This window comes from Ottowia sp., from assembly GCF_047601385.1.
Classification (GTDB): Bacteria; Pseudomonadota; Gammaproteobacteria; order Burkholderiales; family Burkholderiaceae_C; genus Ottowia.
Window position 1 is genome coordinate 3,637,273 of sequence record NZ_JASGJP010000001.1, and the last position, 19,692, is coordinate 3,656,964.

Here is a 19,692-nt window from a genome sequence, read left to right on the forward strand (position 1 = left end):
CGAACGGAACCGGACGAATAGCCCATGGTTGAAATCGAAATCGACGGCAAGAAGGTTGAGGTGCAGGAGGGCAGCATGGTCATGCATGCGGCCGAGAAAGCCGGCACCTATATCCCCCACTTCTGCTACCACAAGAAGCTGTCCATCGCCGCCAACTGCCGCATGTGCCTGGTGGATGTCGAGAAGGCGCCCAAGCCCATGCCGGCCTGCGCCACGCCCGTCACCCAGGGCATGATCGTGCGCACCCAGACCGACAAGGCGCTGAAGGCGCAGAAGTCGGTGATGGAGTTCCTGCTCATCAACCACCCGCTGGACTGCCCGATCTGCGACCAGGGCGGCGAGTGCCAGTTGCAGGACCTGGCGGTGGGCTACGGCAAATCCGGCTCGCGCTACGAAGAAGAAAAGCGCGTGGTATTCCACAAGGACGTGGGCCCGCTCATCTCGATGGAGGAGATGAGCCGCTGCATCCACTGCACCCGCTGCGTGCGCTTCGGCCAGGAGATCGCCGGCGTCATGGAACTGGGCATGGCCAACCGCGGCGAGCACTCCGAGATCGAGACCTTCGTCGGCGGCTCGGTGGACTCCGAGCTGTCGGGCAACATGATCGACATCTGCCCGGTCGGCGCGCTCACCAGCAAGCCGTTCCGCTACAGCGCCCGCACTTGGGAGCTGTCGCGCCGCAAGAGCGTCAGCCCGCATGATTCGACCGGCGCCAACCTGATCGTGCAGGTCAAGAACAACCAGGTGATGCGCGTCGTGCCGCTGGAGAACGAGGCCGTCAACGAATGCTGGATCGCCGACCGCGACCGCTTCTCCTACGAGGCGTTGAACGGCCCCGAGCGCCTGACCCGGCCGATGCTCAAGCAGGGCGGGGAGTGGCGCGAGGTCGACTGGCAGACCGCGCTGGAATACGTCGCCAACGGCCTGAACCAGGTCAAGGCCGAGCACGGTGCCAACGCCATCGGCGCGCTGGTGAGCCCGCACAGCACCGTCGAGGAACTGTACCTGGCAGGGACATTGATGCGCGGCTTGGGCAGCCCCAACATCGACCACCGCCTGCGCCACCAGGAATTCGCTCCGGCCGAAGGCGTGCGTTGGCTGGGCCTGCCGATCGCGTCGCTGTCGCAGTTGCAAGGCGCGCTGGTCGTCGGCGCCAATCTGCGCAAGGAACATCCGCTGTTTGCACAGCGAATTCGGCAGTCAGCGCGCGCTGGCTGTGCGGTGGCAGCTATCACTTCGAGAGCATTTCTGAAGAACGACACCGCCTGGGCGATGCCGCTGGCCGCCACGCTGGTGGGCGAGCCCGGCGACTGGGCCGCACTGCTGGCCGAGGTGGCCGCGGCGGTGGCGGTGGGCAAGGGCGTGTCCGCACCGGTGGCCGCGCAGGCGGGCGAGGGCGCCAAGGCCGTCGCCGCCGCCCTGCTGGCGGGCGAGCGCAAGGCCATCCTGTTGGGCAACGGCGTCGCGCATCACCCCAATGCTTCCGCGCTGCTGGCGCTGAGCCAGTGGATCGGCGAGCAGACCGGCGCGGCCGTGGGCTATCTCACCGAGGCGGCCAACACGGTGGGCGCGCAACTCGTCGGTGCCCTGCCGGGCAGCGGCGGCCTGAATGCCGCGCAGATGCTCGGCGGCGGCCTGAAGGCGGCGCTGCTGCTGAACTGTGAGCCGGGTCCTGACACCGCAGGCCGCGCGCTCACGGGCTGCGACATGGTGGTCACGCTCAGCCCGTTCAAGGCCAATCTGGACGTGAGCGATGTGCTGCTGCCGATCGCGCCGTTCACCGAAACCTCGGGCACCTTCGTCAACGCCGAAGGGCGGGTGCAGAGTTTCCACGCCGTGGTGCGCCCGTTGGGCGAGGCGCGCCCGGCCTGGAAGGTGCTGCGCGTGCTGGCGGACATGCTGGGCGTCACGCAGGCGCCGTTCGACAGCTCGCAGGAGGTGCTGGCGCAGGCGCTGGGCTCGGCGTCGCTGGCCGGAGTTGCCGCCGACCGGCTGAACAACCACACGTCGGCAGCCATCAGCGTGCCCGCCGGCGCGGCGGACGTGTCCGTGGTGGGCATCTACCAGTTGGACGGCATCGTGCGCCGCGCGCCTTCTTTGCAGATGACCGCCGATGCGCGCGAAGGAGCCCCGGCATGATCGACATGCTCTACAACGGTGGGCTGAACCTGTTCAGCGGCGGCTGGTGGACGGCCATCGCCTGGCCGGTGATCTGGAACCTGGTGAAGATCGTCGTCGTCCTGCTGCCGCTGATGGGCGCGGTCGCCTACCTGACCCTTTGGGAGCGCAAGCTGCTGGGCTTCATGCAGGTGCGCCACGGCCCGAACCGCGTCGGCCCGATGGGGCTGCTGCAACCGATCGCCGATGCGGTCAAGCTGCTCACCAAGGAAATCATCCGCCCGACGGCAGCCAGCAAGGGCCTGTTCTTCCTGGGGCCGCTGCTGGCCATCATGCCGGCGCTGGCGGCCTGGGTTGTGGTGCCCTTCGGCCCCGACCTGGCGCTGGCCAACGTCAATGCCGGTCTGCTGCTGGTGATGGCCATCACCTCGATCGAGGTCTATGGCGTGATCATCGCCGGCTGGGCCTCCAACTCGAAGTACGCCTTCCTGGGCGCGCTGCGCGCCTCGGCCCAGATGGTGAGCTACGAGATTGCCATGGGCTTCTGTTTCCTGGTGGTGCTGATGGTCTCGGGCAGCATGAACCTGACGCAGATCGTGCTGGGCCAGGGCCAGGGCATGGCGGCTGACCGGGGGCTGACCTTCCTGTCCTGGAACTGGCTGCCGCTGCTGCCGATCTTCCTCGTCTACCTGATCTCCGGCGTGGCCGAGACCAACCGCCACCCCTTCGACGTGGTGGAGGGCGAGGCCGAGATCGTGGCCGGCCACATGGTCGAGTACTCGGGCATGGGCTTCGCCATCTTCTTCCTGGCCGAGTACGCCAGCATGTGGCTGGTGTCGATCCTGGCCGTGGTCATGTTCCTGGGCGGCTGGCTGCCGCCGGTGTCGTTCCTCGACTTCATTCCCGGCTGGATCTGGCTGGGCATCAAGACCTTCGTCGTGGTGTCCATGTTCATCTGGATCCGTGCCACCTTCCCGCGCTTCCGCTACGACCAGATCATGCGTCTGGGGTGGAAGATATTCATTCCCGTCACGCTGGTCTGGTTGCTCGTCGTGGGCTTCTGGATGTTCAGCCCGTGGAACATCTGGCATTGAACACGGAGGATGAACCATGGCTTCCGTAGCAGCTTCCCCTTTTTCGATCCGCGACTTCTTCAAGAGCTTCATGCTCGTGGAGTTGTTCAAGGGCATGGCCCTGACCGGGCGCTACGCCTTCGCCCGCAAGGTGACGGTGCAGTTCCCCGAGGAGAAAACCCCGCTGTCGCCGCGCTTCCGCGGCCTGCACGCCCTGCGCCGCTATGAGAACGGCGAGGAGCGCTGCATCGCTTGCAAGCTGTGCGAGGCGGTGTGCCCGGCGCTGGCCATTACCATCGAGGCCGGCCAGCGCGCCGATGGCACGCGCCGCACCACGCGCTACGACATCGACCTGACCAAGTGCATCTTTTGCGGCTTCTGCGAGGAGAGCTGCCCGGTTGATTCGATCGTCGAGACGCACATCCTCGAATACCACGGCGAGAAGCGCGGCGACTTGTACTTCACCAAGGACATGCTGCTGGCCGTGGGCGACCGCTACGAACCCGAGATCGCGGCGGCCAAGGCGGCGGACGCGCCGTACCGCTGAAGGCGCACACCATCATGGACGTCAAGACCGCCTTCTTCTACCTGTTCTCGCTCGTGATGCTGTTCGCGGCATTCCGGGTGATCACCGCGCGCAACCCGGTGCACGCGGTGCTGTTCCTCATGCTCACCTTCTCGCAGGCGGCCGGCATCTGGTTGCTGCTGAAGGCCGAGTTCCTGGCCATCACGCTGGTGTTGGTCTATCTGGGCGCGGTGATGGTGCTGTTCCTGTTCGTCGTGATGATGCTGGACATCAACATCGACAGCCTGCGGCAGGGCTTCTGGCGCCACTTTCCGCTGGCGCTGGGGATCGGCGCCGTGATCTCGCTGGAAATGGCCATGGTGCTGTTCCGCGGCTTTAGCCTGGGCGATGCGCCCGTCGTGCCGGAGACCGTGACCGACGCGGCCGGGCAGGCCGTGCAGTACTCCAACACCAAGGCGCTGGGCGAACTGCTCTACACCAAGTACCTGTACCCGGTCGAGATCGCCGCCGTGATCCTGCTGGTGGCCATGGTCACCGCCATCGCGCTCACGCTGCGCGAGCGCAAGGACAGCAAGAAGATCGATCCGTCCCTCCAGGTTCGCGTGCGCGCGCGCGACCGCTTCGAGATGGTCAGGCTGGCGCCCACACAGGCCCCGCCGCCCGCCGAACCTGTCCCCGGCGCGCCTGCCGAGGAGGTCAAGAAATGACGCTGACACTGGCCCACTACCTGACCCTGGGCGCGATCCTGTTCGCGCTTTCCGTGGTCGGCATCTTCCTGAATCGCAAGAACCTGATCGTGCTGCTGATGGCCATCGAGCTGATGCTGCTGGCGGTCAACCTCAACTTCGTCGCCTTCTCGCACTACCTGGGCGACATGCACGGGCAGGTGTTCGTGTTCTTCATCCTCACCGTCGCGGCGGCCGAGTCGGCCATCGGCCTGGCGATCCTGATGCTGCTGTTCCGCGCCAAGTCCAGCATCAACGTGGACGAGCTCAACTCGCTGAAAGGGTGATCCAGCCATGAGTCAGACCCTTTCCGCCGCCACGCTGCTCGCGGTGCCGCTGGCGCCGCTGGCGGGCTCGCTGATCGCGGGCATCCTGGGCACGGCCTTCGGCGGCAACCGCATTGGCCGCACGGCCTCGCATACGGCCACCATCCTGGGCGTGCTGGCGGCCTTCATCCTGTCGGCCATGACGTTCAAGAGCGTGGTGGCCGACGGCGCGCGCTTCAACCAGACACTCTACGAATGGATGGTGGTCGGTGGCCTGAAGATGGAAGTGGGCTTCCTGATCGACAGCCTGACCGCCACCATGATGTGCGTGGTGACCTTCGTGTCGCTGATGGTGCACGTCTACACCATTGGCTACATGGCGGAGGACGACGGCTACGACCGCTTCTTCTCCTACATCTCGCTGTTCACCTTCTCGATGCTGATGCTCGTCATGAGCAACAACTTCCTCCAGCTGTTCTTCGGCTGGGAGGCGGTGGGCCTGGTGTCGTACCTCCTGATCGGTTTCTGGTTCAACAAGCCTAGCGCCATCTTCGCCAACATGAAGGCATTCCTCGTCAACCGGGTGGGCGACTTCGGCTTCATCCTGGGCATCGGCCTGATCGCCGCCTACGCCGGCACGCTGAACTATGCCGACGCCTTCGCCAAGGCGGGCGAGCTGTCCACGCTGACCTTCCCGGGCACGCAGTGGATGCTGATCACCGTGATCTGCATCTGCCTGTTCATCGGCGCGATGGGCAAGTCGGCGCAGTTCCCGTTGCACGTGTGGCTGCCCGACTCGATGGAAGGCCCGACGCCGATCTCCGCGCTGATCCACGCGGCGACGATGGTGACGGCCGGCATCTTCATGGTGGCGCGCATGTCGCCGCTGTTCGAGCTGTCGGACACGGCACTCAGCTTCGTGCTGGTCATCGGCGCCATCACGGCGCTGTTCATGGGCTTCCTGGGCATCATCCAGAACGACATCAAGCGCGTGGTGGCTTATTCCACCCTGTCGCAGCTCGGCTACATGACGGTGGCGCTGGGCGCCTCGGCCTACTCGGTGGCGGTGTTCCACCTCATGACGCACGCCTTTTTCAAGGCGCTGCTGTTCCTGGCGGCCGGCTCGGTCATCATGGGTCTGCACCACAACCAGGACATCCGCTGGATGGGTGGCGTGCGCAAGTACATGCCCATCACCTGGATCACCTTCCTGCTGGGTTCGCTGGCGCTGATCGGCACGCCGTTCTTCGCCGGCTTCTACTCCAAGGACGCGATCATCGAGGCAGTGCACGCCAGCCATCTGCCCGGCGCCGGCTTCGCCTATTTCGCCGTGCTGGCCGGCGTGTTCGTCACGGCCTTCTATTCGTTCCGCCTCTACTTCCTGGTGTTCCACGGCAAGGAGCGCTACGACCGGAACCCCGACGCGCACCACGACGACCATGGGCACGACCACGGGCACGACCACGGGCACGACCACAAGCCGCATGAATCGCCCTGGGTGGTGTGGCTGCCGCTGGTGTTGCTGGCGATTCCTTCGGTGGTGATCGGCGCCATGGCATTGATGCCGATGCTGTTCGGCGACTTCTTCCAAGGCGTGATCCATGTCGATCACGAGAAACACCACGCGATGGCCGAACTGGCCGAGGAAATCCACGGCTGGGTGCCGATGGCGCTGCATGGGTTCACGGCGCTGCCGTTCTGGCTGGCGCTGGCGGGCGTGGCGTTGTCCTACTACATGTACATGGTCAACCCGGCGCTGCCGGCGGCCATCCAGCGCGCGGTCCAGCCGGTCTACAAACTGCTCGACAACAAGTACTACCTGGACTGGTTCAACGAGAATATCCTCGCCCGCGGCGCCCGCATGCTGGGCACCGGCCTGTGGAAGGGCGGCGATCGCGCACTGATCGACGGCGCCGTGGTCAACGGCTCGTGGAAGCTGGTGGGCTGGTTCTCGGGCGTGGTGCGCTGGCTGCAATCCGGCTACCTCTACCACTACGCGCTGGTGATGATCCTGGGCGTGTTCGTGCTGATGACGTACTTCGTCTGGCTCAACAAATAACGAAGAGCGGGATAACAACATGGGTTGGTTGAGCCTTGCCATCTGGATGCCGATCGTCATCGGCGCCGTGCTGCTGGCGTTGGGCCGTGAGAATCAGGCGCCGCTGGTGCGCTGGATCGCACTCATCGGCTCCCTGGTCAGTTTCCTCGTCACGCTGCCGCTCTACGGCGGCTTCCGGCTGGGCACCGCCGAGATGCAGTTCGTCGAGAAGGCGCCGTGGATTCCGCGCTTCAACGTCAACTACCACCTGGGCGTGGACGGCCTGTCGCTCTGGTTCGTGCTGCTCACGGCCTTCATCACGGTGATCGTCGTCATCGCCGGCTGGGAAGTGATCCAGCGCAAGGTCAATCAGTACATGGCGGCCTTCCTGATCCTCTCGGGCCTGATGATCGGCGTGTTCAGCGCGCTCGACGGCGTGCTGTTCTACGTCTTCTTCGAGGCCACGCTGATCCCGATGTACCTGATCATCGGCATCTGGGGCGGCCCCAACAAGATCTACGCGGCGTTCAAATTCTTCCTCTACACGCTGCTCGGCTCGCTGCTGACGCTGGTGGCCTTCATCTACCTGTACACGCGCTCGGGCGGCAGCTTCGACATTCTCGTCTGGCAGGCCATGCCCATCGGCGACACGGCGCAGACGCTGCTGTTCTTCGCCATGTTCGCGGCCTTCGCGGTCAAGGTGCCGATGTGGCCGGTGCACACCTGGCTGCCGGACGTGCACGTCGAGGCGCCCACGGGCGGCTCTGCCGTGCTGGCGGCCATCATGCTGAAGCTGGGCGCCTATGGCTTCTTGCGCTTCTCGCTGCCGATCCTGCCCGACGCCTCGCGCGAGTGGGCCTGGCTGATGATCGCGCTGTCGCTGATCGCCGTCATCTACGTCGGCCTGGTCGCCCTGGTGCAGCAGGACATGAAGAAGCTGGTGGCCTACTCCTCGGTGGCGCACATGGGTTTCGTCACGCTGGGCTTCTTCGTCTTCAACCCGCTGGGCATCGCCGGCGGGCTGGTGCAGATGATCGCGCACGGCTTCGTCTCGGGCGCCATGTTCCTGTGCATCGGCGTGCTGTACGACCGGGTGCATTCACGCGAGATCGCGGCCTACGGCGGTGTGGTCAACACCATGCCGCGCTTCGCCACCTTCGCGCTGCTGTTCGCCTTCGCCAACTGCGGCATGCCGGGCACGGCGGGCTTCGTGGGCGAGTGGATGGTGATCCTCGGCACCGTGCAGGCCAACTTCTGGCTCGGCCTGCTGGCCGCCACGGCGCTGATCTCGGGCGCCGCCTACACGCTGTGGATGTTCAAGCGTGTGTACCTCGGCCCGGTGGCCAACGACCACGTGCGCGAACTCACCGACATTAACGGGCGCGAGTTCCTGATGCTGGCGCTGCTGGCCGTCGCCGTGCTGTGGATGGGCCTGTTTCCGAAACCCATCACCGACGTCATGGACGCGTCGGTGGCCAACCTGATCAAGCAGGTGGCGGTCTCCAAGCTGAATTGAGGGCGTGGCAATGATGGACAGATTCAGTTGGATGGCCGTCTACCCGGAGATCCTGCTCCTGGTGATGGCCTGCGTGATCGCGCTGGTCGACCTGCTCGACAAGGGCCGCCGCCGGATGGCAGCCTACCTCCTCTCGGTGCTTACGCTCGGGGTGCTGGCCGTGCTGACGGGCTACTACGCGCACAGCGGGCAGACGGTCTACGGCTTCGGCGGCCTCGTGGTCAGCGACCCGATGGCGAATTGGCTCAAGTGCTTCGCCGCGCTGGCGGTGCTGGCGACCTTCGTCTACGCCCGCGGCTACATCCTGGAGCGCGGCATGCTGCGCGGCGGCGAATGGTACGTGCTGAGCCTGCTGTCGCTGCTGGGCATCCACGTCATCATCTCGGCCAACAACTTCCTGCTGGTGTACCTGGGGCTCGAATGCCTGACGCTCGCCAGCTACGCGCTGGTGGCGCTGCGGCGCGACCACGTGGCCTCGGTCGAGGCGGCGATGAAGTACTTCGTGCTGGGCGCCATGGCCTCGGGCTTCCTGCTGTACGGCATGTCCATGCTGTATGGCGCCACCGGCACGCTGGACATCGGCGGCGTCTTCAAGGCCATCGCTTCGGGCCAGATCCGGCAGCAGGTGCTGGTGTTCGGGCTGGTGTTCATCGTGGCCGGGCTGGCGTTCAAGTTCGGCGCCGTGCCGTTCCACATGTGGATCCCCGATGTTTACCAAGGCGCCCCGACGGCCGTCACGCTGATGATCGGCGGCGCGCCCAAGCTGGCGGCGTTCGCCATGGCGATCCGCCTGCTGGTCGAGGGCCTGCTGCCGCTGGCGATCGACTGGCAGCAGATGCTGGCGCTGCTGGCCATCGCCTCGCTGCTGATCGGCAACCTGTCCGCCATCGCCCAGACCAACCTCAAGCGCATGCTGGCGTATTCGACCATCGCGCAGATGGGCTTCGTGCTGCTCGGCCTGATGGCGGGCGTGGTCAACAACAACGCGCTCGGCGCGGCCAATGCGTACAGCTCGGCGATGTTCTACATCGTCACCTACGTGCTGACCACGCTGGCCAGCTTCGGCATCATCCTGCTGCTGTCGCGCGAGGGCTTCGAGCACGAAGAGATCACCGACTTCGCCGGCCTCAACCAGCGCAGCCCGCTGTATGCCGGCATCATGGCGGTCTGCCTGTTCTCGCTGGCCGGCCTGCCGCCGCTGGTGGGCTTCCAGGCCAAGCTGTCGGTGCTGCAAGCGCTGATCAGCACCGGGCAGGCGGCCCACATCGCGCTGGCGGTGTTCGCCGTCATGATGTCGCTGATCGGCGCGTTCTACTACCTGCGCGTCATCAAGGTCATGTACTTCGACGAACCGATGGGCGCCGCCAGCCCGATCAGCGCGCCATGGGACATGCGCGCGCTGCTGTCGCTCAATGGCGCGCTGCTGCTGATCCTGGGCATCGTGCCGGGCGCGCTGATGGCCCTGTGCGCGCGCGCCGTCGTGCAGATGCTGGCGACCTAGGGCCTGCTAACGCCATGGAAGGGGTCACGAAGCTCAGCACAGCCTGCCCATCAAGGCGCGCGACGCCGTGCGTACGCCGGTACGCACAAGGAGCGCAACGCCGAGGGGTGGGCTGTGCTGAGCTTCCCTCCGGGTTGCCTCGCCAAGGGGCCGTCTGCGGCGTTGCCCGCGCTTGCAAGGCGCCAGCCTTGCTGCGCACGGGCGCCTGGCATCCAGCCCCTTGGCGAGGCAACGCGATCCCCTTCCATGGCGTTAGCAGGCCCTAGTCCATTGAAACATTGAAATCGGATGCATTGACCTCAGATGATGAGGCATGCAACGAATCATGCTGACGCCCGACCAACGCGAGGAACTTGAAGCGATGCTGCGCAAGCACAGCGGTGGGGCGGCGCAGGCGCGCCGCGCACGGTGTGTTCTGCTTTGGGCCGATGGCCAGCGGCGGGTAGACATCCGCTCGAAGCTGGCTTGCAACGACGCGTTCGTCACCCGTTGGACGACCGCGTATGGCGAGCAAGGCGCGGCGGGCCTGGTGTCGCTTTATCCGGGCCGCAAGCCGACCAAGCCGGTGGCGCGCCTGGAGGCACGGGTGTTGGACCGTACGCTCAAGCACAAGCCCAAGGATGGGTCCACGCACTGGAGCAGCCGCAAGCTCGCTGCGGAACTCGGCGATATCTCCTTCATGACCGTGCAGCGTATCTGGAGCAAGCACGGGGTGCGGCCTCACCGTTTGGAGCGCCACATGGTGTCCAACGATCCCGACTTCGAGGCCAAGGCGGCCGACGTGATCGGTCTGTACCTGAGTCCGCCGGCACACGCGGTCGTCTTCTGCGTCGATGAGAAGACCGCCATCCAGGCCCTGGACCGCAAGGACCGGATGCTGCCGCTGTCGCCGGGCCGCGCCGAAAGCCATGGGTTCGAGTACAAGCGCAATGGCACCCTGAGCCTGTTCGCCGCGCTGAACACAGCCACGGGCCAGGTGCTGGGCAAGACAGCTGCGCGCCACACCAGCGAACAGTTCGTCGCGTTCCTGCAAGACATCGTCTCCTCGCAATCGCCGCGGCGCGAGATTCACGTCATCTGCGACAACGTCAGCAGCCACAAGACCGAACTGGTCGAGCAGTTCCTGGCCAAGCATCGTCACGTGCAAATCCACTACACCCCCACGTACTCGTCTTGGTTGAACCAGGTCGAGAACTGGTTCGCCCGCATCCAGCGCGACGTGATCACCCGCGGCATCTTCACGTCCACCAAGGACCTCGACAAGAAGCTCATGCGATACATCCGCCAGTACAACCAGCAAGCCAAGCCCATCATGTGGAAGTACTCCGATCCGGGGCGCCGCATCACATCCAGTTCTTCTGTTTCAGTGGACTAGCGGGATGTCGCAGACCGCCGTCATCTGGACGCTGATCCTGCTGGCTCTGGTGGCTGCCAACCTGCCGTTCGCCAACCAGCGCCTGATGGCCGTGGTACCCCTGCGCGGCGGCGCCAAGCCGCTGGCCTGGCGGCTGGTGGAACTGGTGCTGTGCTACTTCATCGTTGGCGGCATCGGGCTGTTGCTGGAGCAGCGCGCGGGGCAAATCTATTCCCAAGGCTGGGAGTTCTACGCCATTACCGCCGCGCTGTTCCTCACGCTGGCGTTTCCCGGCTTCGTGTACCGCTACCTGCTGCGGCGACGCGGCTGAACCGCCGTGGCGCATGACCTGACGGAACACAAGCTGCACGGGCAGGCGTTGCTGCGCGGCGGCTTCCTGCACGCCTTCCGTGACGAGGTGCGGCTGCCCGACGGCGGCACGGCCCAGCGCGAGTACATCGTCCACCCCGGCGCGGTGATGGTCGTGCCGTTGCTGCAAGCGGCCGACGGTGCGCCGCGCCTGGTGCTGGAGCGCCAGTACCGCTACCCGGTGCAGCGCACCATCATCGAGTTCCCGGCCGGCAAGATCGACCCGGGCGAGGACACCCTGGCCTGCGCGCGCCGCGAGTTGCTGGAGGAAACCGGCTACACCGCGCGCGAATGGGCGCGCGCCGGCGTGCTGCACCCGGTGGTGGCGTATTCCACCGAGTTCATCGAGGTCTGGTTCGCGCGCGGCCTGACGCTGGGCGAACGCCGGCTGGACGAGGGCGAGTTCCTCGAAGTCTTCACCGCCACGACTGGCGAGCTGATGCAGTGGTGCCGCGATGGCCAGGTGACCGACGCCAAGACGCTGATCGGCGCGTTCTGGCTTCAGAACGTGCTGGCGGGAACCTGGTCGCTCGACTGGCAGCCCGCATCCGACACCTGACGCCATGAAAGTTCTCGACCTGCACTGCGCCCACGCCCATTCGTTCGAAGGCTGGTTCGCCTCCGAAGACGACTTCCAGGACCAGCTCGCGCGCGGCCTGCTCGAATGCCCGGTGTGCGGCGACAGGTCCATCGCCAAGCTGCCCAGCGCGCCGCGCCTGAACCTGGGTGGCGGCGTCGAACCTGAACAGGGCAAAGCGGTGACGGTGCCGGCCGGCCAGAGCGATGTGGCCGCCCTGCCGCCGGCGGCCATGCAGGCCGCCTGGCTGCACCTGGTGCGCCAGGTGATGGCGCAGACCGAGGACGTGGGTGAGCGCTTCGCCGATGAGGCGCGCCGCATCCACTACGGCGAGGCCGACGAGCGCGCCATCCGCGGCCAGGCCACGCGCGAGCAGACTGAAGAACTGCTCGACGAGGGCATTGCCGTCGTGCCGCTGCCCCTGCCGCCCGGCCTCAAGGGTCCGTTGCAATAAACTACTGATTTGATAGCTGCTCGCGCTTGACTGGCGGGCGCTGGAGGCCGATTTGGCTTTGAGCCAGCCCTAGTGGCAGGCCGGCGAGTTGACGACGTTGCGCAGCGCCTGCGTGTCCACGATGCGCACGTGCCGCTGCTTGACTTCCACCATGCCGTCGTCGGCGAACTTCGAGAAGGTGCGGCTCACCGTCTCCAGCTTCAGGCCCAGGTAGCTGCCGATCTCCTCGCGCGTCATGCGCAGCACCAGCTCCGACTGCGAGAAGCCGCGCGCGTGCAGGCGCTGCACCAGGTTCAGCAGGAAGGCGGCCAGGCGCTCCTCGGCGCGCATGCTGCCCAGCAGCAGCAGCACGCCGTGCTCGCGCACGATCTCGCGGCTCATGATCTTGTGCACGTGGCTTTGCAGCGCCGGCACTTCACGCGACAGCTCCTCGATGCGCTCGTAGGGCATCACGCAGACCTCGGCATCCTCCAGCGCGATGGCGTCGCAGGTGTGGCGGTCGCCCACGATGCCGTCCAGCCCGATGATCTCGCCCGCCATCTGGAACCCGGTGACCTGGTCGCGCCCGTCCTCGGTGGCCACGCTGGTCTTGAAGAAGCCGGTGCGGATGGCGTAGAGCGCGTTGAACGGGTCGCCGTTGGAGAACAGCGGCGTGCCGCGCTTGAGCCGGCGGCGAATCGTCACCAGGCTGTCCAGCTTGCCCAGGTCGCCGTCCGACAGGCCCACGGGCATGCACAGCTCGCGCAGGTTGCAGTTGGAGCAGGCGACTTTGATGGCTTGCAAGGTCATGACGACCCATTCTAGGCCACCGAAGCCGCGCTTTTGACTTGCGGCAAGGCTCGGCGGCCGGGGCCTTGATCCTGGTCAAGTTCGGCGGGGACTGCCCGGGCCACAGTACGGGCTGGGATAGAAGGAACCCCTGCGATGCCAGCCATCACCACCGAACTGCTGACCCGATTCGACGTGCCCGGCCCGCGCTACACCTCGTATCCCACGGCCGACCGCTTCGTGGAGGCGTTCGGCGCCGACGACTACGTGCGTGCATTGGCGCAGCGCCGCACCGGCCTGGCGGCCTCGCCGCTGCCGCTGTCGCTGTACGTGCACGTGCCGTTCTGTGAGTCGCTGTGCTACTACTGCGCCTGCAACAAGATCATCACCAGGCACCACGAGCGCGCCGCGCCCTACCTGCGCTACCTGGGCAAGGAGGTGGATTTGCACGTGCAGCGCATCGGCGCCGGGCAGTCGGTCAGCCAGTTGCACCTGGGCGGCGGCACGCCCACTTTTTTGAGCGACGACGAGCTGGGCGAGCTGATGGCCATGCTGCGCCGCAACTTCGCCCTGGTGCCGGGCGGCGAATACTCGATCGAAGTCGATCCGCGCACCATCGACGAGGCGCGCCTCGGCACCTTGGCGCGCCTGGGCTTCAACCGCCTGTCGTTCGGCGTGCAGGACTTCGACCCCCTCGTGCAGAAGGCCGTGCACCGCGTGCAGCCGGCCGAACAGGTGTTCGCGCTGGTGGCGGCGGCGCGGCGCATCGGCTTCGAGTCGGTCAACGTGGATTTGATCTACGGCCTGCCCAAGCAGACGCCCGAATCCTTCGACCGCACGCTGGCCCAGGTGGCCGATCTGCGGCCCGACCGCATCGCGCTCTACGCGTACGCGCACCTGCCCGAGCGCTTCAAGCCGCAGCGGCGCATCATCGCCATCGATCTGCCCGGCGCGGCCCACAAGGTGAGCATGCTGGCGCGCTCGCTGGCCGCGTTCGACGCCGCCGGCTACGTCTACGTCGGCATGGACCACTTCGCGCTGCCGGGCGACGCGCTGGCCGTCGCCAAGCGCCAGGGCCGGCTGCACCGCAACTTCCAGGGCTACAGCACGCAGCCCGACTGCGATTTGATCGGCCTGGGCGTGTCCGCCATCGGCAAGGTCGGCGCCACCTACAGCCAGAACGCCAAGACCCTGGCCGAATACCAGGACCTGCTGGATCAGGGCCACCTGCCCGTGGTGCGCGGCCTCGCCGTGTCGCGCGACGACCTGCTGCGCCGCGCCGTCATCATGGCGCTGATGTGCCAGGGCGAGCTGGTGTACGAATCCGTCGAGTCGGCGCACCTGATCGACTTCCGCGGCTACTTTGCCGCCGAGCTGGCGCAACTGCGCGCGATGGAAGAACAGGGCCTGGTGCGCCTGACCGACAGCGGCATCCAGGTCACCGCCACCGGCTGGTTCTTCGTGCGCGGCGTGGCGATGGTGTTCGACCGGTACCTGCAAGCCGACCGCAACCGCGCGCGGTTTTCTAAAATCATCTGATGCAGACTTCGCTCGCCGTCACCGCCTTGCTCATGGGGCTGGCGGGCGGCCCGCACTGCATCGCCATGTGCGGCGCGGCCTGCGCCGGCATCGGCCAGGCGGCGGCGCCGCGCGGCACGCAGGCCATCGGCTTCTTCCAGCTCGGCCGGCTCGCCGGCTATTCGGCCCTGGGCGCGCTGGCCGCCGCCAGCATGCAGGGGCTGGGCTGGCTCACCGTGCAGAGCGCCGCGCTGCGGCCCGCGTGGACCATGGTGCACGTCGCCGCCGTGCTGCTGGGCCTGCTGCTGCTGGTGCAGGCGCGCCAGCCCGTGTGGCTGGAGAGCGGCGCGCGCCGCGTCTGGGGCCGCGTGCGCGCCGCCACGCAGTCGATGGGCCTGGCCGCGCCGCTCGGGCTGGGCGTGGCCTGGGCGCTGCTGCCCTGCGGCTTGCTGTATTCGGCGCTGATGGTGGCCGCGCTGGCCGGCAGCGTGGCCGGCGGTGCCGGGGTGATGGCGCTGTTCGCGCTGGGCTCGGGGATCTCGCTGTGGGCCGGGCCGTGGCTGCTGCTGCGCCTGGGCGCCAACGGCCGCGGCGCCTGGGGCATGCGCCTGGCCGGCCTGGCCCTGATAGTCACCGCCGGTTGGGGTCTGTGGATGGGCCTGGTGCACGAGCAGGCGCCTTGGTGCGTGGTGCCTGTCACGCACTGAAAACTACAGATTTGATAGCTTCTAGCGCTTGATTGGTGGGCGCTGGGGGCCTAAGAAAACCTGAAAGCCTCGTGGTTGACCTGGCTTGGATGCAGGTATTCGTATTGCCCCTAAATGACTCTGAAGCCATCACCGGCATTGCCCGGACATCCCTTGGTTGCTCAGTTTCGCCGTGAACATCTTTCCTCGCACGGTGGCGCATGTGAAAGCACGGGAGCGATAGTCCACATTGGCCCGGCTTCCGGGCGAACTGATGGTTTCATTGTGGCCAGGGTCGATGGGGCCTGCCAGCCCATATTGCTCTTGATCGCAGCGGAGTGATCTGGCCCAGGAGTCAGGATCAGGATTGACGTAGCAGAAAGCCACAAAAACACGCTCTTGACACCGATTCATCACCTTCCACACCCCTTTGTAGAGTTCGACAGCGGCGCATTGGCGCACAGCCTCCCTGCCTGACGGTGCGTCATGGCTGACCGATGGCGAGGACGATGAGGGAGAGGCGTTCTGGCCGATGTGCGATGGCGTGCCACTCGATGGAGAAGGGTAGGTATTGGCGGCACTCGGATAAGTGATGGACCCCACTGCGGGAACGACGGCGGGCGGGGGTGGCGTGTATGCATTGGTCGCTGGCTGCTTGGCCGCCGCGTATTGATGGGCCGCCCCGCTCCACATCTGCGTGCTTTGTTCTGCGTCCATGCTTCCGCCCAAGGTGAACACGTCCACGATGGCCCCTATCGCAACACCCATCGTGCCCGTCCAAAGGCCGGTCAGGATGTTCCCTTGCGAGAGTTGATCTCCCGTTTCCTCGATGGCCTTCATCGTCGTGCAGCCCATCAGGGATAGGGTGACAGCAGCCAAGACCGAAAAATATTTCTTCATATCCTTGCTCCCGATCCCTACTTCAACAACCCGGTGACGGCGATGAGTTCGAAGTCGTCATAGTCCCCGCCGGAATTCGCCTGGGAGTTGATCTGCACCTGCACGATGTCGGCAGCCTGGAAAGAAGACAGGGAAAAGCACCGGCTGATCTGGGAATAGGAGCCGTCGCTGCTGGTGACCGGCAGTCCCTCGACGATGTAGGTGCCCGGTTGCCCGTTTTTGGAAAGAGAAATCAGCGATTGCCCACTATCGCCCTCGCCGCGTTCGATGCCCTTGGCGTAGAAATGAATGCAGAGTTGGGAGTATTTGGATTTCTGTTCCGCATCCAGAGTAGCCTTGTCCAGCCAGACGGTGCCTGATGCGCTCGGAAACTGGAACTGGGAATTGCTGGTGCCCGCGTAGTTGGAATCCCCCAGGTGCACGACATTCAGGCTGGCCGGGAACAGCACGTCCGAATCCAGCAAGGCCCGGCTGGTCACGCGGTTGGTGAAAGACAAGCGCTCGTTCTTGTAGGTGAATAGAACCGGCTTCGGCAGGATGCCTTGCTTGGTGGCGATGCCCGAGAAGTAGGTCGGGAAGTTGTAGCTCTTGGGCAGGTCGAGCGTGTAGTTGCCGCTGGCGTCCGTGGTGGTCGAGTAGGTTCTGTCCAGCGTCACGGCGACGGTGACGCCGCCGATGCCCGCACCCGATTCATCGACGATGGTGCCCTTGCTGACCCATTGAGCGCCGTCGATCTCGTCGCCGCCGCCGCAGGCGGTCAGCAAAGCCAGCGCGGTGGCGAGGCATGTCGGCACCAAAACTGAAAATTTCATTCTTGACTCCAATAGTGTTGAAAACACGCCTTCCTCCCTTTGGGCGGCCGCACTGATTCGCTGCTCACGCTTGCCACTCAAGTTGTGTGAAGACGTAACCAATGATGGTTTGGAATTCCAAACGTGTCAAGCGCTCGTTCCCTTACGTTGCGGGCCGATGGCACGCCGCAGCGAACCCGATCCACTCGCCGAGAAGGTTGGCGCGCGTATCCGGGCGCTTCGCGAAGCCACGGGCCTCACGCTGGAGCAACTGGCCTATTCGTGCGATTTCTCCAAGGGCCAGCTTTCAACCATCGAGCGCGGGCTGGCGGTGCCGACGGCATCCACGCTGAACACCCTGGCGGAAGGGCTGGGGGTGCTGCCGCTTGATCTGCTGACGTTCCCGGACGATGGCCCGCGCGAGAGGCTGGTCAATCTGACGCGCTACCTGTCGAAGACGGAGATGGAGGCCGTCTTGGCCTTGCTCCGCCATCGGGCGCCGCAGTCCGCCTGAAATTGCGGTTGCTCTGGTGGGTGGTGCCCGCCGTGCACCGAAAACTACAGGTTTGATAGCTGCCAGCACATGCTGGATGGGCGCTGGAGGCTAAGAAGGCTACGAGCCATTCAGCCCGGCGCCGCTACGCCTCTGGCGTGGACAGAGCCAGACGCGCCCCTGGAAAAGCGCTAGACTGCCAATGTTCCTACGTCATGTAGCTCTTTAGAGGGAACATCATGCAGACCGTCAACATCCGTCAACTCAAGACCAACCCCAGCACGGCGCTGGCCGCCGCGAGGGCCGATGACATGGTGGTGGTGATGAACCGCGACCATCCGCAGGCGCTGCTGGTCGATCTGGAGCAGTTGGGCGTGCCCGATCTGCCCGCCGTGCGGGTGGCGCTGGCGCTGGCGCTGTTCCGGGGCGGCGCGGTGTCGGCGGGCTTCGCCGCGCGGGTGGCGGGCAAGCCGCTGGCGGAGATGCTGGCGCTGCTGGCCAGCCAGGGGCTGGCGCTCACGGGCGAGGGCCGGGCCGCCGCCGATGAGGCCCACGCCGACCTGCGCCGCGGGCGCGACTGGCTGGCTGGCGGGCGTGGGGGGTGAGCCGCCGTGTTGTCATCGCTGATGCCGGGCCGCTGATCGCGCTGGCGCGCATCGATGCGCTGGACTTGTTGCGCGGGCTGTTCGGCCGCGTATGCATTACCGTCGCCGTGCGCGATGAGATCCTGCCCACCGCCGCCTCGTTTCCCGATACCGGCCTGCTGGCGCGCACCCTGCAAGAGGGCTGGATCGAGGTGGTGGACGAGCCGCCGGGCAACTGGAAGCCGCTGAACCCCGGCGTCGATCCGGGCGAGGCCAGCGCCATTCATGCCGCCTGCGTCTGGCGCGACGCGGGTGACGCCGTGCTGCTGGTGATGGACGACCGCACCGGGCGGCTGGAGGCCAAGGCCCACGGCATCGCGCTGATCGGCACGGCGGCGGTGATCGGGTTGGCCCGGACCGAGGGGCTGATCGTGGCGGCGCGCCCCTTGCTGGAGCGGCTGGCGCGCTCGGGCTACTACCTGGGGCAGGCGGTGATCGACGCGGTGCTGGCGGACGCCGGCGAGTGACGGTGCCTGTCAAAAATAATAGCTGCCTGCGCTTGGCTGGCGCGGGCTACCGGCCTAAAAGTCTCCGAACCCTTCAGCCCAGCGCCGCCATGCCCTTGTAGAGCATGTAGGCCGCCAGCACCACCAGCACCACCGCGAACGCGCGCTTGAGCTTCTTCACCGGCAGCGCGTGCGCGGCCCTGGCGCCCACCGGCGCCATCAGCACGCTGCACGAGGCGATGACCACCAGCGCCGGCAGCCACAGGTAGCCGAACGAGTGGGGCGGCAGCCCGGTCAGCCCCTGGCCGGCGATGACGTAGCCCGCCACGTTGGCCAGCGCGATCGGGAAGCCCAGTGCCGCGCTGGTCGCCACCGCGTTGTGGATGGCCACGTTGCACCAGGTCATGAAGGGCACGCTGACGAAGCCGCCGCCCGCGCCCACCAGGCCGGAGAGAAAGCCGATCACGCCGCCCGCGCCCAGCATGCCGGCGGTGCCCGGCAGCTGGCGCGTGGGCGCCGGCTTGCGGTCCAGGTACATCTGCACCGCCGAGAAGGTGACGAAGCCGCCGAACACGAAGTACAGCGCCGCGCCCTTGAGCAGCGCGAACACGCCCAGGCTGGCCACCATCGCCCCCAGCACGATGCCGGGCGCCAGGCGCCAGGCGATGTCCCAGCGCACCGCGCCTTTCTTGTGGTGCGCGCGCACGCTGCTGATGGAGGTGAAGATGATGGTCGCCATCGAGGTGGCGATGGCCATCTTCACCGCCAGCCCCGGCGCCACGCCGCGCGCGCCCAGCATGGCCGAGATGAAGGGCACCATGATCATGCCGCCGCCGATGCCCAGCAGCCCGGCCAGGAAGCCCGTGGCGAGCCCGAGCAGGGCGAGTTCGACGATCAGCAGGGGTTCGAGGGGCAAGGCGCGGGGGAGG

The 19,692-nt window shown here is 66.2% G+C and carries 21 protein-coding genes; 17 read left to right on the forward strand and 4 right to left on the reverse strand.

The window, feature by feature from the left end; genetic code table 11:
- Window positions 1-24: 24 nt before the first annotated feature.
- The 12 genes from nuoG to QM772_RS17730 all read left to right on the forward strand — a co-directional run bounded on the left by nuoG (window position 25) and on the right by QM772_RS17730 (window position 12,517).
- Entirely contained in the window at window positions 25-2,139 is a 2,115-nt protein-coding gene (nuoG, locus tag QM772_RS17675; protein WP_415138802.1) for an NADH-quinone oxidoreductase subunit NuoG, read from the forward strand.
- Window positions 2,136-3,212 carry an NADH-quinone oxidoreductase subunit NuoH gene (gene nuoH, locus QM772_RS17680; protein WP_415138804.1) on the forward strand — a complete coding sequence of 359 codons (1,077 nt, stop codon included), beginning with the start codon at window positions 2,136-2,138 and terminating at the stop codon, window positions 3,210-3,212. Before nuoG ends, nuoH begins: the two co-directional genes overlap by 4 nt.
- 16 nt (window positions 3,213-3,228) lie before the next feature.
- Window positions 3,229-3,738, forward strand: coding sequence for an NADH-quinone oxidoreductase subunit NuoI (gene nuoI / locus QM772_RS17685; protein WP_415138806.1), 510 nt, complete (start codon window positions 3,229-3,231; stop codon window positions 3,736-3,738).
- Window positions 3,739-3,752: 14 nt separating this feature from the next.
- Window positions 3,753-4,424, forward strand: a complete 672-nt coding sequence (locus QM772_RS17690) for an NADH-quinone oxidoreductase subunit J (RefSeq protein ID WP_415138808.1) — start codon at window positions 3,753-3,755, stop codon at window positions 4,422-4,424.
- Window positions 4,421-4,729 (forward strand): NADH-quinone oxidoreductase subunit NuoK, encoded by a 309-nt coding sequence (nuoK, locus tag QM772_RS17695; protein WP_415138810.1) that lies wholly within the window; start codon window positions 4,421-4,423, stop codon window positions 4,727-4,729. The genes QM772_RS17690 and nuoK overlap by 4 nt, the downstream gene beginning before the upstream one ends.
- A 7-nt stretch (window positions 4,730-4,736) precedes the next feature.
- The gene (gene nuoL / locus QM772_RS17700) at window positions 4,737-6,767 is read left to right on the forward strand and encodes an NADH-quinone oxidoreductase subunit L (protein ID WP_415138812.1); all 2,031 of its coding nucleotides are present in this window, start codon (window positions 4,737-4,739) and stop codon (window positions 6,765-6,767) included.
- 19 nt (window positions 6,768-6,786) lie between these two features.
- The gene (locus QM772_RS17705; RefSeq protein ID WP_415138814.1) at window positions 6,787-8,262 is read left to right on the forward strand and encodes an NADH-quinone oxidoreductase subunit M; all 1,476 of its coding nucleotides are present in this window, start codon (window positions 6,787-6,789) and stop codon (window positions 8,260-8,262) included.
- A gap of 10 nt (window positions 8,263-8,272) precedes the next feature.
- The gene (nuoN, locus tag QM772_RS17710; protein WP_415138816.1) at window positions 8,273-9,763 is read left to right on the forward strand and encodes an NADH-quinone oxidoreductase subunit NuoN; all 1,491 of its coding nucleotides are present in this window, start codon (window positions 8,273-8,275) and stop codon (window positions 9,761-9,763) included.
- Window positions 9,764-10,076: 313 nt separating this feature from the next.
- Window positions 10,077-11,138 carry an IS630 family transposase gene (locus QM772_RS17715; RefSeq protein ID WP_415133872.1) on the forward strand — a complete coding sequence of 354 codons (1,062 nt, stop codon included), beginning with the start codon at window positions 10,077-10,079 and terminating at the stop codon, window positions 11,136-11,138.
- A 4-nt stretch (window positions 11,139-11,142) separates the two neighbouring features.
- Window positions 11,143-11,448, forward strand: coding sequence for a DUF2818 family protein (locus QM772_RS17720; protein ID WP_415138818.1), 306 nt, complete (start codon window positions 11,143-11,145; stop codon window positions 11,446-11,448).
- Window positions 11,449-11,454: 6 nt separating this feature from the next.
- Window positions 11,455-12,045 (forward strand): NUDIX domain-containing protein, encoded by a 591-nt coding sequence (locus QM772_RS17725; RefSeq protein ID WP_415138820.1) that lies wholly within the window; start codon window positions 11,455-11,457, stop codon window positions 12,043-12,045.
- Window positions 12,046-12,049: 4 nt separating this feature from the next.
- Entirely contained in the window at window positions 12,050-12,517 is a 468-nt protein-coding gene (locus tag QM772_RS17730; RefSeq protein WP_415138822.1) for a DUF1178 family protein, read from the forward strand.
- Between the two features lie 69 nt (window positions 12,518-12,586).
- Here the strand turns inward: QM772_RS17730 and fnr are convergent, their stop codons facing one another.
- On the reverse strand, window positions 12,587-13,306 hold the full coding sequence (fnr, locus tag QM772_RS17735) for a fumarate/nitrate reduction transcriptional regulator Fnr (protein WP_415138824.1): 720 nt from the start codon (window positions 13,304-13,306) through the stop codon (window positions 12,587-12,589).
- Window positions 13,307-13,441: 135 nt separating this feature from the next.
- Here fnr and hemN point away from each other — a divergent pair, with 135 nt between their 5' ends.
- A complete protein-coding gene (gene hemN / locus QM772_RS17740) occupies window positions 13,442-14,824 on the forward strand; it encodes an oxygen-independent coproporphyrinogen III oxidase (protein WP_415138826.1) in 1,383 nt (460 codons plus the stop codon).
- Window positions 14,824-15,510, forward strand: a complete 687-nt coding sequence (locus QM772_RS17745; RefSeq protein WP_415138828.1) for a sulfite exporter TauE/SafE family protein — start codon at window positions 14,824-14,826, stop codon at window positions 15,508-15,510. Before hemN ends, QM772_RS17745 begins: the two co-directional genes overlap by 1 nt.
- 129 nt (window positions 15,511-15,639) lie before the next feature.
- Here the strand turns inward: QM772_RS17745 and QM772_RS17750 are convergent, their stop codons facing one another.
- Window positions 15,640-16,389: a hypothetical protein gene (locus QM772_RS17750; protein WP_415138830.1), complete on the reverse strand. Its 750-nt coding sequence runs from the start codon at window positions 16,387-16,389 to the stop codon at window positions 15,640-15,642.
- Between the two features lie 17 nt (window positions 16,390-16,406).
- Window positions 16,407-17,201, reverse strand: a complete 795-nt coding sequence (locus QM772_RS17755) for a carboxypeptidase-like regulatory domain-containing protein (protein WP_415138832.1) — start codon at window positions 17,199-17,201, stop codon at window positions 16,407-16,409.
- Window positions 17,202-17,358: 157 nt separating this feature from the next.
- On the opposite strand from QM772_RS17755, the gene QM772_RS17760 reads away from it, so the two are divergent.
- The 3 genes from QM772_RS17760 (at window position 17,359) to QM772_RS17770 (ending at window position 18,784) form a co-directional block, all read left to right on the forward strand.
- Window positions 17,359-17,694, forward strand: a complete 336-nt coding sequence (locus tag QM772_RS17760; protein WP_415138834.1) for a helix-turn-helix domain-containing protein — start codon at window positions 17,359-17,361, stop codon at window positions 17,692-17,694.
- Between the two features lie 218 nt (window positions 17,695-17,912).
- Complete coding sequence (locus QM772_RS17765) at window positions 17,913-18,278, forward strand: UPF0175 family protein (RefSeq protein ID WP_415138836.1); 366 nt, start codon at window positions 17,913-17,915, stop codon at window positions 18,276-18,278.
- Window positions 18,275-18,784 (forward strand): DUF3368 domain-containing protein, encoded by a 510-nt coding sequence (locus QM772_RS17770; RefSeq protein WP_415138838.1) that lies wholly within the window; start codon window positions 18,275-18,277, stop codon window positions 18,782-18,784. The genes QM772_RS17765 and QM772_RS17770 overlap by 4 nt, the downstream gene beginning before the upstream one ends.
- 73 nt (window positions 18,785-18,857) lie before the next feature.
- Here QM772_RS17770 and QM772_RS17775 read toward each other — a convergent pair whose 3' ends face one another.
- On the reverse strand, window positions 18,858-19,679 hold the full coding sequence (locus QM772_RS17775; RefSeq protein WP_415138840.1) for a sulfite exporter TauE/SafE family protein: 822 nt from the start codon (window positions 19,677-19,679) through the stop codon (window positions 18,858-18,860).
- Window positions 19,680-19,692: the final 13 nt, after the last annotated feature.

Bases quoted from the DNA above. Each gene is read 5' to 3' on its own strand.
- nuoI (WP_415138806.1), top strand. From the start codon at position 3,229: ATGGCTTCCGTAGCAGCTTCCCCTTTTTCGATCCGCGACTTCTTCAAG.
- nuoK (WP_415138810.1), top strand. From the start codon at position 4,421: ATGACGCTGACACTGGCCCACTACCTGACCCTGGGCGCGATCCTGTTC.
- QM772_RS17690 (WP_415138808.1), top strand. From the start codon at position 3,753: ATGGACGTCAAGACCGCCTTCTTCTACCTGTTCTCGCTCGTGATGCTG.
- fnr (WP_415138824.1), bottom strand. From the start codon at position 13,306: ATGACCTTGCAAGCCATCAAAGTCGCCTGCTCCAACTGCAACCTGCGC.
- QM772_RS17705 (WP_415138814.1), top strand. From the start codon at position 6,787: ATGGGTTGGTTGAGCCTTGCCATCTGGATGCCGATCGTCATCGGCGCC.
- QM772_RS17730 (WP_415138822.1), top strand. From the start codon at position 12,050: ATGAAAGTTCTCGACCTGCACTGCGCCCACGCCCATTCGTTCGAAGGC.
- QM772_RS17720 (WP_415138818.1), top strand. From the start codon at position 11,143: ATGTCGCAGACCGCCGTCATCTGGACGCTGATCCTGCTGGCTCTGGTG.
- nuoH (WP_415138804.1), top strand. From the start codon at position 2,136: ATGATCGACATGCTCTACAACGGTGGGCTGAACCTGTTCAGCGGCGGC.
- QM772_RS17765 (WP_415138836.1), top strand. From the start codon at position 17,913: ATGCAGACCGTCAACATCCGTCAACTCAAGACCAACCCCAGCACGGCG.
- nuoN (WP_415138816.1), top strand. From the start codon at position 8,273: ATGATGGACAGATTCAGTTGGATGGCCGTCTACCCGGAGATCCTGCTC.
- nuoG (WP_415138802.1), top strand. From the start codon at position 25: ATGGTTGAAATCGAAATCGACGGCAAGAAGGTTGAGGTGCAGGAGGGC.
- QM772_RS17745 (WP_415138828.1), top strand. From the start codon at position 14,824: ATGCAGACTTCGCTCGCCGTCACCGCCTTGCTCATGGGGCTGGCGGGC.
- QM772_RS17715 (WP_415133872.1), top strand. From the start codon at position 10,077: ATGCAACGAATCATGCTGACGCCCGACCAACGCGAGGAACTTGAAGCG.
- hemN (WP_415138826.1), top strand. From the start codon at position 13,442: ATGCCAGCCATCACCACCGAACTGCTGACCCGATTCGACGTGCCCGGC.
- QM772_RS17755 (WP_415138832.1), bottom strand. From the start codon at position 17,201: ATGAAATTTTCAGTTTTGGTGCCGACATGCCTCGCCACCGCGCTGGCT.
- QM772_RS17760 (WP_415138834.1), top strand. From the start codon at position 17,359: ATGGCACGCCGCAGCGAACCCGATCCACTCGCCGAGAAGGTTGGCGCG.
- QM772_RS17750 (WP_415138830.1), bottom strand. From the start codon at position 16,389: ATGAAGAAATATTTTTCGGTCTTGGCTGCTGTCACCCTATCCCTGATG.
- nuoL (WP_415138812.1), top strand. From the start codon at position 4,737: ATGAGTCAGACCCTTTCCGCCGCCACGCTGCTCGCGGTGCCGCTGGCG.